General features: G+C 66.0%; 14 protein-coding genes. 8 read left to right on the top strand and 6 right to left on the bottom strand.

Annotated features, from left to right (window positions below; translation table 11 throughout):
• Positions 1-58: 58 nt before the first annotated feature.
• Genes AX681_RS18570 through AX681_RS18585 form a run of 4 tightly spaced genes read right to left on the bottom strand, consistent with a single transcriptional unit; the run spans position 59 to position 4,368 of the window.
• Complete coding sequence (locus tag AX681_RS18570) at positions 59-931, bottom strand: S1/P1 nuclease (RefSeq protein ID WP_066682604.1); 873 nt, start codon at positions 929-931, stop codon at positions 59-61.
• A gap of 46 nt (positions 932-977) precedes the next feature.
• Positions 978-1,928 carry an isoaspartyl peptidase/L-asparaginase family protein gene (locus tag AX681_RS18575; protein ID WP_066662829.1) on the bottom strand — a complete coding sequence of 317 codons (951 nt, stop codon included), beginning with the start codon at positions 1,926-1,928 and terminating at the stop codon, positions 978-980.
• A gap of 32 nt (positions 1,929-1,960) precedes the next feature.
• Positions 1,961-3,118, bottom strand: a complete 1,158-nt coding sequence (locus AX681_RS18580) for an acyltransferase family protein (protein ID WP_066662824.1) — start codon at positions 3,116-3,118, stop codon at positions 1,961-1,963.
• Positions 3,119-3,171: 53 nt separating this feature from the next.
• The gene (locus AX681_RS18585) at positions 3,172-4,368 is read right to left on the bottom strand and encodes an acyltransferase family protein (protein WP_066662821.1); all 1,197 of its coding nucleotides are present in this window, start codon (positions 4,366-4,368) and stop codon (positions 3,172-3,174) included.
• A gap of 51 nt (positions 4,369-4,419) precedes the next feature.
• On the opposite strand from AX681_RS18585, the gene AX681_RS18590 reads away from it, so the two are divergent.
• The 7 genes from AX681_RS18590 to AX681_RS18620 are packed head-to-tail and all read left to right on the top strand — an operon-like array spanning position 4,420 to position 9,091.
• Entirely contained in the window at positions 4,420-5,469 is a 1,050-nt protein-coding gene (locus tag AX681_RS18590) for a DUF3089 domain-containing protein (RefSeq protein WP_197424327.1), read from the top strand.
• Positions 5,470-5,502: 33 nt separating this feature from the next.
• Positions 5,503-6,627: a flavodoxin-dependent (E)-4-hydroxy-3-methylbut-2-enyl-diphosphate synthase gene (ispG, locus tag AX681_RS18595; protein ID WP_066658837.1), complete on the top strand. Its 1,125-nt coding sequence runs from the start codon at positions 5,503-5,505 to the stop codon at positions 6,625-6,627.
• A 36-nt stretch (positions 6,628-6,663) separates the two neighbouring features.
• On the top strand, positions 6,664-6,960 hold the full coding sequence (locus AX681_RS18600; protein WP_066658834.1) for an AbrB/MazE/SpoVT family DNA-binding domain-containing protein: 297 nt from the start codon (positions 6,664-6,666) through the stop codon (positions 6,958-6,960).
• A complete protein-coding gene (locus AX681_RS18605; protein ID WP_066658831.1) occupies positions 6,957-7,337 on the top strand; it encodes a type II toxin-antitoxin system VapC family toxin in 381 nt (126 codons plus the stop codon). Before AX681_RS18600 ends, AX681_RS18605 begins: the two co-directional genes overlap by 4 nt.
• Positions 7,338-7,375: 38 nt before the next feature.
• Positions 7,376-8,275, top strand: a complete 900-nt coding sequence (locus tag AX681_RS18610; protein WP_066658828.1) for a DMT family transporter — start codon at positions 7,376-7,378, stop codon at positions 8,273-8,275.
• Entirely contained in the window at positions 8,272-8,751 is a 480-nt protein-coding gene (locus AX681_RS18615; RefSeq protein WP_066658825.1) for a GNAT family N-acetyltransferase, read from the top strand. Before AX681_RS18610 ends, AX681_RS18615 begins: the two co-directional genes overlap by 4 nt.
• Complete coding sequence (locus AX681_RS18620; RefSeq protein ID WP_066658822.1) at positions 8,741-9,091, top strand: TfoX/Sxy family protein; 351 nt, start codon at positions 8,741-8,743, stop codon at positions 9,089-9,091. Before AX681_RS18615 ends, AX681_RS18620 begins: the two co-directional genes overlap by 11 nt.
• Here the strand turns inward: AX681_RS18620 and ppa are convergent.
• The gene (gene ppa, locus AX681_RS18625) at positions 9,088-9,639 is read right to left on the bottom strand and encodes an inorganic diphosphatase (protein WP_066658819.1); all 552 of its coding nucleotides are present in this window, start codon (positions 9,637-9,639) and stop codon (positions 9,088-9,090) included. The genes AX681_RS18620 and ppa overlap by 4 nt on opposite strands.
• A 41-nt stretch (positions 9,640-9,680) precedes the next feature.
• Entirely contained in the window at positions 9,681-11,585 is a 1,905-nt protein-coding gene (locus AX681_RS18630; RefSeq protein WP_066658816.1) for a M61 family metallopeptidase, read from the bottom strand.
• A 124-nt stretch (positions 11,586-11,709) separates the two neighbouring features.
• Between AX681_RS18630 and AX681_RS18635 the strand changes: the two genes are divergently transcribed.
• The gene (locus tag AX681_RS18635; RefSeq protein ID WP_197421859.1) at positions 11,710-13,020 is read left to right on the top strand and encodes a methyltransferase family protein; all 1,311 of its coding nucleotides are present in this window, start codon (positions 11,710-11,712) and stop codon (positions 13,018-13,020) included.
• The last annotated feature ends 196 nt before the right edge of the window (positions 13,021-13,216 follow it).

Raw genomic sequence — 13,216 nt, forward strand, 5'->3', positions numbered from 1 at the left:
GCCGTCCTCCCCCTCCGTCGCCTTCGGCGCCACCTCCCCCTGGCGGGGGAGGATTTCCTTACCGCTTCGGCTGCACCGGCGGGGGCGGGCCGAAGGCTTCGTCGAGCAGGCGGGCGAGGCGCAGGCCGCCGCGCTTGATCTGCGCCTGCATCATCGGGACCAGCTTTTCGATGTCGGCGGCGTCGAGCTTGCCGCGTGCGGGCAGGTCGGCGCGGCATGGATCGCCGTCGAACGCGGCCTCATAGGCCATGTGCGACGCCTGCCAATTCTCGCGGCTCCAGTCCTCGACCGTGCCGGCGCTTTCCTTGGCGCGCTCTTCGGCGGAATAGACCTGGACCACCGGCGGGGGCGAGGTGATCGCGCGCTCGGCCAGCCAGCCATCCGTGATGCTGTGCAGGTTGAGCCGCTCCGGGCCGTAGATGCCGTAATCGGTGCGCGCGCGGTTGCCGCCAAGATCGCCCTTGTCGCCCGCGTGTAGCGGCTGGTGCAGGTCGCCGACGAAATGGGTGAGGAAGGCGAGCGCCATCACCTTTTCGCGGACCGGCACGTCCTTGTCCTGCAACAGCTTCACGCCGCGTTCGATCTGCGCCGAGACGCAATTGCCGTCGGGGCAATTGCCCTTGAGCGTGAACGGCTTGCAGATGTTCACATTCTGATAGTGCCAGTTGTAGGCATAGCTGAACCGCTGCCCCAGCGGCTTGATGCAGTCGGCCCACACGCTCGCCTCTTCCAGCGTTTTTGCCGGGCAGGTCGGGGTTTCGAGTAATCCCTGTCGCGCCAGCAGGCGATCGATCGCGCGGCGGGTTTCGGGCTTCACATTCTTGTAGGCGATCGTCGCCACGGTCTGATGCCCGAACTCCCAATAAGCGAGCGCGGGGGTGGCGACAAAACTGGCGGCGAGCGCGAACAGCGCGATGAGGGAACGAATCATGTGAAGCCTCTACTGAATCCTCCCCCTCCGGGCAGGATTTTTTGGATCAGTCCTCGTCGCCATAGATCGCGACGGTCTTGGTGCCGCCCGCCGAAACCTTGCCGCGATACATGCCGGGCGTGTTGAAGCTCCACGCCGTCTCGCCGTTCGGGCCGGTGACGATGACGCCGCCAGTGCCGCCCAGCGCGCGGGTTTCAGCCATGACGGTGTCGGCTGCGGCCTTGAGGCTTTCGCCCTTGAAGCGCACGCGGGCGCAGATTTCGTGGGCGACGCCCTCGCGGATGAAGAACTCCCCTGCCCCGGTCGCCGAGACGGCGCAGGCGCGGTTGTCGGCATAGGTGCCGGCACCGATCAGCGGCGAATCGCCCACCCGGCCCCAGCGCTTGCCGGTGACGCCGCCGGTGGAGGTCGCGGCGGCGACGTTGCCTGCCTTGTCGCGCGCCACCGCGCCGACCGTGCCGTACTTCATGTCGACATCGAACCAGCTGGTCTTCTGCGCCTTCATCTTCTCAAGCTGCTGGCGGCGCTCCTCGGTCGCGAACCATTCGGGGCCGACCTGCTCCAGCCCCTTTTCCGCGCTGAACACGTCCGCGCCCTTGCCCGCGAGCATAACGTGCGGGCTGTCCTCCATCACCTTGCGCGCGAGGGCGATCGGGTTCTTGGTCCGGGTGACCCCGGCGACCGCGCCAGCGCGGCGGTCCGCCCCGTCCATGATCGCGGCGTCGAGTTCGTTGGCGCCTTCATAGGTGAAGACCGCGCCGCGCCCGGCGTTGAAGTGCGGATCGTCCTCCAGCACCTTGACTGCCGCCTCGACCGCGTCGAGCGCACTGCCGCCCTTGGCCAGGACCTTCGATCCCGCTTCCAGCGCCGCGTCCAGCCCCTTGCGCGCTGCCGCTTCGCGCTCCGGCGTCATCTTGTCGCGTTCGAGCACCCCAGCACCGCCATGGATGACGAGCGTCCAGTCGGGTTGGCTTTGCGCGGTGGCGGGGGCGGACATCAGCAGGGCTCCGATCAGCAGGGAAAGGCGGTTCATACGGCCTCCGGGGTCAGTTTAGACGGCGCGGCGACGCGGCGGGCATAGCGCAGGCCGATCAGCGGCCGCAGCCACGGCACTTCGCGGCCAAAGCGATAGAACAGCCAGCAGCCCAGCATCGTCACCGGCACCAGCACTGCGAACTCGACCGCGGCGGGCAGCGCCAGCTTGAGCAGCCAGTACATCGCGACGACGATGATCGTCTGATGGATCAGGTAGAAGGGGAACACCGCCTCGGTCAGCATCGGGCGCAGGCGGTGGTCGCGGTTGAGATAGACTTCGGCGATCCCGATCAGCGCCGCGATCATCATCCACGCCTGAATGTAGCGCGCGGCGAGCATCGAGCGTTCCGCCAGCCACGGCGTCTTGACGGTATAGGCGATGTCGATCGCGGCGGTGACGGCGTATCCGGCGAGGCCAATCGCCAGCGCCGGCTTCCACAGCCGCGCGATCCACCCCATCACCGGCTTCGACCCGGCCAGCGCAAAGCCGAACAGGAAGGCTGGGAAGTAAGCGAGGTGCGCGACTCCGTCGTTGATCACGTCATGGCTGTCGCTCCAGCGCTGAAACACCACCACCTGCGTCATTAACAGCCAGGCGGCGGGCAACAGCAGCACGCGGGTGCCCGAAAACAGTCGGTCGAATATACGCTGCGCCGTGGCGCCGCCGGGCAGGCTGGCGATCAGCACCAGGCCGAGCGTGTAGAGATAGAGATAGCCGACGAACCACAGATGGTTCCACGTCGGCAGGATGATCGGGCCGAAATCGCCGAAATACCAGTAATGCTGGGTCCAGAAGGTCCAGTAATCGAACGGATAGGCCCATTGCGTGCGCAGCTCGACCCAGCTTTGCGGGGGGACGATGATGGCGACGCCGAACAGCAACGGCAGGATCAGCCGCCAGCTGCGATCGGCCATGAACTGCCCGGCTTCGCGCGACTTGAACCACAGCGCGCGGCTGGCATAGCCCGACACGACGAACAACAGGGTTAGCCGCCAAGGGTTGGTGAACAGCATCGGCACCGTGACCCATGCGGCGGGCTCGGCGGTCTTCACATGATAACCCCATGGCACAAAGACCATGCCGATATGGTAGAAGATCAGCAGGCCGAACGCCCCGATCCGCAGCCAGTCCATGCCATAATGCCGTTCCACCCGCGCGCCTTAGCGGGGGAATGCGCCGGGTGAAAGCCGCCCCGACGGGCGGCTCAGGCGATTTGCGGCGACCGTTGCGCGGCAGCCATCGGTGCGCGCGGACCGAGCCCGATCAGGGGACGCAGCCAGCCGATCTCGCGCCCGATCAGATAGGTCAGCGTACAGGCGAGCGCCGTTCCGCCGAGCAGGACGAGGAACTCCACCCCCGCCGACAGATGCAGCGGGAGCGTGTGCCAGGCGATCAGCACGATGGCGGGCTGGTGGACGAGGTAGAAGGGGAACACCGCCTCTGCCATCGTCTTGCGCCAGCGATGGTCGCGGTTCCAGAAGCGGTCGGCGAACTGGATCAGCACCAGCGTCATCGCCCAGCCCATCGTCACCTGCCCCGCGCGCGCGACCGCCATCACCCAGTGCGGCGGCACCGTATTGCCGGGGTAGTTGGTTTCGACCACGAGCACGGCAACCCCGCTGACGGCAGCCAGCGCCAACGCCCCACCCCATACGCGGCGCAAGGTCGGCCACAGGATGGGCGAACCGGCGAGCACAAAGCCGAACAGGAACAGCGGGAAGAAATGCGCATGGCCCGCCCAGTCGCGCAGCAGCCCTTGCTCATCCGCGACCACGAATTGCAGCCCCAGCCGCGCGATCACCAGCAGGATCGCGGGCACCCACACCATCCGCCACCCCTGTGCCACCCATGGCACGAACCGCGCGACCAGCGCGTCATAGTGATGCCGCCCGCGCCACAGGATCAGCGCGAGCACTGCTGTATAGGCCCAGAGATAGACCACGAACCACAGATGCTCCCAGCTCGGGAAGCTGCGCCCCCAATAGTCGCCGATACGCCAGTAATCACTGGTCCAGAACTGCAGATAGCCGTGCGGATAGCCCGCCGCGACCACGCGCACCCACATCTCGATCGGGATCAGCACCACCATGCCGAAAGCGAGCGGAACCAGCAGGCGCAGGTTGCGCGCGCGGAAAAATGCGCGCGGACCGCGCGACCGTGCGAACAAATGCCATGAAGCAAAGCCCGACACGGCGAACAGCAGCGGCAGCCGCCACGGCGTCAGCAACGCCATCGGCGCGATCAGCCACGCGAAATTGTAATCGGTATGGATCACCCATGGCCAGGGCGAGAAGACCATGGCGATGTGATAGACGATCAGCAGCGCGAACGCGGCAATGCGCAGCCAGTCGAGGCCGAAATGCCGCCCGGTGTGCGTCTGTCCAAGGTTCGCTTCACTCACACGCCGCGCTATAGGCGGTCGAGCCTCACCAATTGGTTAGCGGGAGCGTCGATGCTGCGAAGGACCTTATTCGGCATGGCGCTGGCGATCGGCGCGACGTCGGCACCCGTCAGCGCGCAGCGGGCGATCACCGCCGATACGCCGCCCGCCGGGCGCTTCGATGCGGCGAACGTGCCGCCCGCGCCGGACTATGACGGTCCCGCCCACTGGGCATCGCTGCCCTGGATCCGCGACGATGGCGACATGACACCGCAGGGCGTGGCGGAGGCGCAGCAATTGCAGGCTCCGGTCGATGTCTTCTTCATCCATGCGTCCGTCCCGCTGCGCCGTGCGGTGTGGAACGCCGACACGACCGATGTCTGGTTCAACGGCGATGTCGGGCAGACGACGCTCCGCAACCATGCGAGCGCGTTCAACGCTTGCTGCGCAATCTATGCGCCGCGCTATCGCCAGATGAACCCGGCGGGAGACGATCCCGCAGCGCGGGAGCTAGCCTATTCCGATGTCGCGCGCGCCTTTGCCGTATTTCGCGCGCGCGTTGGCGACCGGCCCTTCATCCTTGCCGGGCATGGCGAGGGGGCGCGGATCGCGCAGCTGCTGATCGAGCGGGTGATCGATGGCCGGCCGGTCGCGGGGCGGATGGTCGCCGCTTATCTGGTCGGCACGCCGGTGACGCACGACTGGCTGGGCGCGCGACGCGCCATCGCGGCGTGCAGCAGCGCGACCGACAACGGCTGCGTCGTCAGCTGGGTCAGCCGGGCCGAGGACAGCCGGCGGCTGCGCCACCGCCCGCCGATCCTGTGCTCCAATCCGATCAGCTGGACGACCGGCCCCGAAGCGGCGCCCCGCAGCGCGCATCGCGGGGCGTGGATGCGCAACGGTGCGGAGTTTCCCGAAGCGCCGCGCGCGCCCGATGCGGGGCTGGTGAGCGCGCGGTGCGACCGGGATGGCGTGCTGCGCGTGTCCGATCCGGGCGGGATCTATGCCGCACTGGCCGGGCCGGATGGCAGCTATGCCGCGCTCGACATCCCGCTATTCTGGATGGACCTGCGCCAGAATGCGGTTGCGCGCGTCGCCGCCTTTCTCGCCGCCCGGCGATAGGCTATAGGCGCAGCGAACCCGAGAGGAACTTCCATGTCCGTGCGTCCCTGGCGCGATATCACGCGCCGCCACAGCCGTCAGATCATGGTCGGCAACGTCCCGGTGGGCGGCGATGCCCCGGTCACCGTGCAGACGATGACCAACACCCCAACGTCCGATCCGGTCGCGACGCTCAACCAGATTCGCCGGTGCGAGGATGCCGGCGCGGACATCATCCGCGTCTCGTGCCCCGATGTCGAAAGCACTGCTGCGCTCAAGCAGATCGTCCGCGCCGCGCGCGTGCCGATCGTCGCCGACATCCACTTCCATTACAAGCGCGCGCTGGAAGCCGCGGATGCGGGCGCGGCGTGCCTGCGCATCAACCCCGGCAACATCGGATCGGCCGATCGCGTCAACGAAGTGGTCAACGCGGCCAAGGCCAATGGCTGCGCGATCCGCATCGGCGTCAACGCGGGGTCGCTCGAGAAGGATCTGCTCGAAAAATATGGCGAGCCCTGCCCCGAGGCGCTGGTCGAAAGCGCGCTCGACCATATCAAGCTGTTGCAGGACCGCGATTTTCACGAGTTCAAGGTCGCGGTGAAGGCGAGCGACCTGTTCCTCGCCACCGCCGCCTATCAGCAGCTCGCCGAAGCGGTCGATTGCCCGCTGCACCTCGGCATCACCGAGGCCGGCGGCTTCGTCGGCGGAACGGTGAAGAGCGCGATCGGCATCGGATCGTTGCTGTGGTTCGGGATCGGCGACACGATCCGCGTGTCGCTCTCCGCCGAGCCGGAAGAAGAAGTGCGCGTCGGGTTCGAGATCCTGAAGGCGCTCGGCATCCGCAATCGCGGCGTGCGCGTGGTGAGCTGCCCCAGCTGCGCGCGCCAGGGGTTCGACGTGATCCGCACCGTCCAGACGCTGGAGGAACGACTCCAGCATATCCGCACGCCGCTGTCGCTCAGCGTCCTCGGCTGCGTCGTCAACGGCCCCGGCGAAGCGCGCGAGACCGATATCGGCCTGACCGGTGGCGGTAATGGCAAGCACATGGTCTATCTGGCCGGGGTCACCGATCACACAGTCGAGGACGCCGACATGCTCGACCATATCGTCAAGCTGGTCGAGGCCAAGGCAGCGGAGATCGAGGCGGCGAGTGAGGCGCAGGTAGTAGCCGCCGAATAGGTCCTGTGCTACGTGTCAGGTCCGAAAGGATCGGACATGACCTATCACGCCAAGATGATCGCGGGCGGCAAGATCGTCGTCCCTGCCGAGGTGCGGCGCGCGCTCGGCGTGAAAGATGGCGATTCGATCGTGATCGAGCGCGATGAACGGGGCCAATTCATCCTCAAGACCTACGCGCAGGTCGTGAAAGAGGTGCAGGCCAAGTTCAAAGCCATGGTCGGGCCATACGAAGGCAGCCTTGTCGATGAGTTCATCGCCGATAAGCGCCGCGAAGCCGAGGAAGAAGATCGGCGCACGCAGGAATGGCTCGCCGAGTATCACAAAACCAAATGAGCTGCGTTCTAGATGCGTCCGCGATCATCGCGCTTGCCTTGGGTGAGCGCGGCGGCGGGGTGGTGGCAGCATTGGCGAAGGGGGCGCTGATGTCCGCAGTCAACATGAGCGAATTCCTTCAGCGCATGGCCGACAGGAATGTGCCGCATGACGATGCAGCCGAACAGCTTGCGCGCTTTGAGATCGATATCGTCGCGTTTCAGCATCACCACGCCATTCAGGCCGCCGCGTACCGTCCGCTGACCCGACATCTGGGCCTCTCGCTGGGCGATCGCGCGTGCCTAGCGCTGGCGCGTGAGCGTCAATCAACCATTCTTACCGCCGACCGCCGCATGGCCGAGGCCAATGTTGGTCTCGACATCCGTATGATCCGCTGACCCTCGCCTTCCCGCGCCCGGCGCGCTAGGCGGCGGCGATGTCGCGCCCCGCCTCCCCCCTCATCGCCTTTGCCGCTGCGTCGCTCGGCATCGCCATTTTCTCGTCGATGGATGCGGTGATGAAGGGGCTGGTGCTGGCGCTGGGGGCCTATAACGCGCTGACCTGGCGGACGATGGCGGGGATTGTGGCGAGCGGCGTCCCCTATGCGCTGTCGCGACCCAGGCGACCGAGCCGGGAGGCGATGCGGCTGCACCTCATCCGCGCGGCGGTGTCGGCGGTGATGGCGTTCCTGTTCTTCTGGGGGCTGGGCCGGGTGCCGATGGCGCAGGCGATCGCGCTTGCGTTTATCGCGCCGATCATCGCGCTGTTCCTGGCGGCGTGGCTGCTGAAAGAGCGGATCACGCGCGTCACCATTATCGCTACCGCGCTTGCCTTTGCCGGGGTCGTGCTGATCCTGTTCGGACAGGCACAGGCGCAATTGGGGCGCGAGGCGTTCTGGGGCGCGATCGCGATCCTCGCGTCCGCGGTCGCCTATGCCTGGAACATCATCCTGATGCGGCAACAGTCGCTGGTCGCGGGACCGATGGAGGTCGCCTTCTACCAGTCACTGTTTATTTCCATCGCGTTCCTGTTTGTCGCGCCATGGTTGTTGAAGCTCCCCGCGGTTGAGCATGTTCCAGCGCTGGCGCTAGCGGCGGTGCTGGCGACGATGTCGCTGTTCCTGCTGAGCTGGGCCTATGCCCGGGCCGAGGCCAATTATCTTGCGCCGACCGAATATACCGGTTTTTTGTGGGCGACCCTATGGGGTTGGGTGGTGTTCGGCGAGCGCGTGTCGCTGTTCACCGTGGCCGGGGCGGCGTTGATCGTCGGCGGCTGCATCATCGCGGCGCGGCGGCGCGACCATGCGCCGGTCGCCGATACGGAGGCACAGATTTGATCACGATCCGTCAGGCCGAGGCGCCGGATTTCGAGCTGGTCGCTGCGTTCATCCGCAAGCTCGCCGAATATGAGAAGCTCGCCCATGAAGTGCGCTTCGACGACGCGACGCTCCACCGTCATCTGTTCGGGCAGCGCCCGGCGGCCGAGGTACTGATCGGCGAGGTCGACGGTGCGCCCGCCGGGTTTGCGCTGTATTTCCAGACCTTTTCGACCTTCGAGGGCAAGCCCGGCATCTGGCTGGAAGATCTGTTCGTCGAGCCGGATGCGCGCGGCGTGGGGCTGGGCCGGGCGCTGCTGTCGCGGCTGGCGGCGATGGTCATCGAGCGCGGCGGGGCACGGCTGGAGTGGAACGTGCTCGACTGGAACGAGCTGGGCAAGGGCTTTTACCGGACCATCGGTGCGGCGCATGTCGATGGGTGGGAACGCTGGCGGATCCAGGACGACGCGCTGGCGGCGCTGGCCCATGGCGTTTGACGCGGGCCTGATCGACTGGGCCAAGGAGGCGCTGGAGCCGCTCGGCACCATCACCCACCGCCCGATGATGGGTGCGGCCGTCCTCTATTGCGACGGCCGCGTCTTCGCCGTGGTCGATGAGGAAGCGATCTACTTCAAGAACGACAAGGTCAGCGCGGCCTTGTGGGACGAAGCTGGATGCCCGCCCTTTACCTTCACCGGAAAGGATGGCGAGACGGTGTCGATGAACTATCGCCGCGCGCCGGACGACGTCTATGACGACGCCGAGGCGATGCAGCGTTGGGCGGCGCTGGCCCTGGAAGCGAGCCAGCGCGCACCCGTCAAACGCAAGCGCCGTTAGGCCGCCGCAGCCGCCGCCTTGGCCTGCTTGGCCGCTTCGATCGCCTCGACCACGATCCGCTTGGCTTCCTCGGCATCGCCCCACTGGCCGATGCGGACCCATTTTTCGGACTCCAAGTCCTTATAGTGTTTGAAGAAATGCTCGATCTGCTGAAGCACGATCGAGGGCAGGTCCTGCCGCTCGCCCACGTCCGAATAATAGGGGAAGGTGGTGTCCACGGGGACGCAGATCAGCTTTTCGTCGCCGCCGGCTTCGTCTTCCAGCTTGAGCACGCCGATCGGGCGCGCACGCACGACGCAGCCCGGGATGAAGGGCGAGCGCGAGATCACCAGCGCGTCGAGCGGATCGCCATCGGGCGACAGCGTGTGCGGCACGAAGCCGTAATTCGCCGGGTAGCGCATCGGGGTGTGCAGGATGCGGTCGACGAACAGCGCGCCCGATTCCTTGTCGAACTCATACTTCACCGGTTCACCGCCGGTCGGCACTTCGATGATGACGTTGAGGCTGTGCGGCGCGTCGTCGCCGACAGAGATTTTGTCGATACGCATGGTTGATCCTTGTTATCTGGTCGGCCGATGCCTTGCCCGCGTCAACGGGCCTGCAACAACCTGTCCAGGCCACCCTCTCCGGTGCCGATTTTTTCGAGGCGCGGATAGCGCAGGCCGCCGCTATAGTCGATGGCCGTTTCGCGGTAGCGCGTGCCGCTTTTCACGAGCAACTTGATCGGGGCCTTGCTGGTCTTGGCCTCGACGATCGCGGCCTTCAACCGGTCATCGCTATATTCCCGGCCCGCGACCGCGACGATCGTGTCGCCAAGGTCGAGCCCGGCATTGAACGCAGGCGAGTCCCATGTGACGCTGCCGATCGCCCCGCCCTTGCCCACGGCAAGGCCCAAGGAGTAGCTGAAATCGGCGCGGCTCGCGCGCTTTTCCGCATTCTTGAACGCTGCGGTCGGCTCGTCGGTGTAGATCAGGCGGTAGCCATTTTCGGTGAAGCCGGCGAGCGGCGCCTTGGGCGCGACATCATAGACGCGCGCCTTCAGGAACCCGGCCCAGTCATAGGGCTGGATCCCGTTCAGCGTCGCCGCGACCTCGGCGAGGTCATAGGTCAGCACGCCCCAGTCGCCGTCGCGCATCCCGAAAAAGGCGCGCGCGAAATCGTCCATCGACTTCTTGCCGCGTGACAGCTCACGCAGCTTGGCGTCGGCCTCCAGCCAGATCAGCAGGCCTTCATTGTAATAATCCTCCGACCGCTGCCAGCTGACCCAGCCCTTCGGACGGCGCGCGGAGATGATCGGATCGTTGGTGGTGTCGACCAGCGGACGCCATTGGCGGGCCGGGCGGTTGTCGAGGCTGGCGGCGATGTTGGCGAGCATGTCGAGCGTGTCCTGCTTGCTCACGATGCCGGAGCGCGCCTGGAGGACATAGCCCCAGAATTGCGTCTGCCCCTCATAAACCCACAACAAGGAGTCGCGCATCGGGGTGCGGAAATCGGGGGTCCAGCTGTCGTTGCCGCGGCGGAACTTGCCGTTCCAGCTGTGCACGAATTCGTGCGGGAGCAGATTGCGCGAGCCCGGACCCTCGCTCCACTTGGTGAAATAGCCGGGGCCGACGCCGTTCTCGGAACTGCGGTGATGCTCCAGGCCGATGCCGCCCATCTCGTCGCTGATCGCGAGCAGGAACTCATATTGGTCGTAATGCTGCGCGCCGAACAGCTTCACCGACTGTTCGACCAGCTTCTTGTGCGCCTCGATCTGCTCGGGCTTGGCGTCCAGTTCCTCCGGCTCGTCGGCGAAGACGTTGAGGTCGACCCGGTCCGACAGCTTAAACTCGCGATAGTTGCGCCCGGCGAACACCGGCGAGTCGATCAGCGTTTCATAGTCGGTGATTTCGTAGACATAGGAGTCGCCCACCTTTTTGGCGGGCAGGCCCGACACCGCGGTCCAGCCCTTGGGGTAGGTCACGGTCGCCGACACCGGGATGCGGCGCGTGAAATAGCCGGCGGGATAGAGGCTGACCTGTTCGAATTGCAGGTTCAGCATGGTCGGCGCGATCGACACGCGGCCCTGATCGCGGTCGGTGGCACCGACGAACTGGAATTCGATATCGAGCTGCTTCGCGCCCGCTGGAACGTCGACATGGAACGCCCAGACGTCGACCGTGTCACGAGTCCAGGCCACCGCCTTGCCATTGGCGCTGATCTTGAGGCCCGCCAGCTTCTCGATCTCGCCGCGCGCGGCGTGCTTGCCGGGCAGCCAGGCGGGCATCATCAGCACCATGGGACCGGCGTCGGCAACCGGGATCACCTGCTTCACGCGATAGATCGCCTGCTGAACGTCGGTCGCATCCACCGTGACCGTCATCGTGCCGGGATAGGCGACATCCTTGGCGACCGGGAGGCGGTTGTCGAACGGCAGCGGCTGGGGGGTGCTGTTCTGGGCGGTGGCAGCGGAAGTGGCGAGCAACAGGACGGTGAGCGCAACGGCGCGACGCATGAACGAACCTTTCGGGAGGGGTCGGGTTATTTTGTTACCCTAATCAGTCTGGGGCGGGGAGGTAAAGCCTTGGCGCAAACAGGCTTCACGGCTTGCTTACCATTTTCGCGCTAGACGATGCACCATGTATCACGACCCCGCCCTTGCCCGCAGCGTCAAGGCCGATCCGCGGCCCAAATCCGCCGTCAGCACCGGATGCGGCCTGGCCGGCCTGGTCGGGATGGCGATCTGGCTGACCGTCGCGCGGACCTATGGCCTCGACGGTCCCTTCGCGGCGTTGGTCAACCTCGCGGCGGGTGGCATCCCGATGGTGTTGTGGGCGGTGTTCGTCGACAAGGTGCACCGCAATCCGACGACCGGGGTCAAGTGGAGCGATCCGCGCCCGCTCAAGGAAACGCTCGACATTTCAATCACCAAGCTCGCCGGGCTGTGGCTGACCTGGGGCGGGATCGCGGGCATCTATGCCGTGTGCCGTTTCTACTGGGAGGGCAATTTCGCCTTTGCCATGTGGTGTTTCCAGATGGCCGCGCCCGCATTGTTCATCCTGTCGATCCCCTATGTGCTGTGGATCGACCGCCACCTCGAAAAGCCCAAGGACGGCGCCTTCATGCTGGGCGCGTGGCTGATCGGGTCGAAGGAGCCGGTGGACGAGGCCGCGATCCACAATCATTTGCGCAGCTGGGCGGTGAAGGCGTTCTTCCTCGCCTTCATGCTCGCGATTGTTCCGCCGGGGTTTGGGGCGTTCGTGCGTGCGGACGCGAGCGGCATCCTGACCAACCCGATCGCACTCGCCAACTGGCTGATCACCGGCATGTTCATGCTCGACGTGGCGTTTGCGACGGTCGGCTATATCCTCACCTTCCGCCCGCTCGACAGCCATATCCGCACCGCCAATCCCTATGCGGGGGCGTGGGCGGTGGCGCTGATCTGCTACCCGCCGTTCATCCTGATGGGCAATGGCGGGCCGCTCGACTATCATCCCGGCACGTCGGACTGGACGCACTGGCTGGCGGGGCATGATGTGCTGTTGTGGATCGTCGGTGCGGTGCTGGTGGCGCTGACCGCGATCTATGCCTGGGCGACGATGGCGTTCGGGTTCCGCTTCTCCAACCTCACGCATCGCGGGATCATCACGCATGGTCCCTATGCCTGGACGCGGCACCCGGCCTATCTGTCGAAGAACCTGTTCTGGTGGATCGCGACCTGCCCGTTGCTGGTCACGACGGGCAGCCTCGCCGACGCGGCGCGCGCGAGCCTGCTGCTTGGGCTCGTCAGCCTGATCTATTATGTCCGCGCCAAGACCGAGGAAAAGCATCTCGGCGAAGACCCCGACTACCGGGCCTATAGCGAATGGATGGAGCGGAATGCGCCGATCCCGCGGTTCTTTGCGTGGGTGATGGGAAAAAAGCCCGCTTCGACCGCAACGGAACTATAAAGCTCGTCACCCGGCCCTGTGCCGGGGTCCACTCATCCTCCCGCGCGCCGCTCAGAGCCGCTTGCTTCGCGCTGGCCTCCCGGTGGACCCCGGAACACGTCCGGGGTGACGGTTGGTCTGCGGGGCCGCCGACGGGCGATCAATCCTCCCCCGCAAGGGGGAGGTGGCGCCGAAGGCGACGGAGGGGGAGGAAGCG

It is taken from the genome of Sphingomonas sp. CCH9-E2 (assembly GCF_001557215.1).
GTDB lineage: Bacteria > Pseudomonadota > Alphaproteobacteria > Sphingomonadales > Sphingomonadaceae > Sphingomonas.

Coding starts and splice junctions, on each gene's coding strand:
- AX681_RS18575 (WP_066662829.1), bottom strand. CDS start 1,928: ATGTCCGCCCCCGCCACCGCGCAAAGCCAACCCGACTGGACGCTCGTC.
- AX681_RS18605 (WP_066658831.1), top strand. CDS start 6,957: ATGAGCTGCGTTCTAGATGCGTCCGCGATCATCGCGCTTGCCTTGGGT.
- AX681_RS18610 (WP_066658828.1), top strand. CDS start 7,376: ATGTCGCGCCCCGCCTCCCCCCTCATCGCCTTTGCCGCTGCGTCGCTC.
- AX681_RS18600 (WP_066658834.1), top strand. CDS start 6,664: ATGACCTATCACGCCAAGATGATCGCGGGCGGCAAGATCGTCGTCCCT.
- ppa (WP_066658819.1), bottom strand. CDS start 9,639: ATGCGTATCGACAAAATCTCTGTCGGCGACGACGCGCCGCACAGCCTC.
- AX681_RS18620 (WP_066658822.1), top strand. CDS start 8,741: ATGGCGTTTGACGCGGGCCTGATCGACTGGGCCAAGGAGGCGCTGGAG.
- AX681_RS18635 (WP_197421859.1), top strand. CDS start 11,710: ATGTATCACGACCCCGCCCTTGCCCGCAGCGTCAAGGCCGATCCGCGG.
- AX681_RS18590 (WP_197424327.1), top strand. CDS start 4,420: ATGCTGCGAAGGACCTTATTCGGCATGGCGCTGGCGATCGGCGCGACG.
- AX681_RS18570 (WP_066682604.1), bottom strand. CDS start 931: ATGATTCGTTCCCTCATCGCGCTGTTCGCGCTCGCCGCCAGTTTTGTC.
- ispG (WP_066658837.1), top strand. CDS start 5,503: ATGTCCGTGCGTCCCTGGCGCGATATCACGCGCCGCCACAGCCGTCAG.
- AX681_RS18630 (WP_066658816.1), bottom strand. CDS start 11,585: ATGCGTCGCGCCGTTGCGCTCACCGTCCTGTTGCTCGCCACTTCCGCT.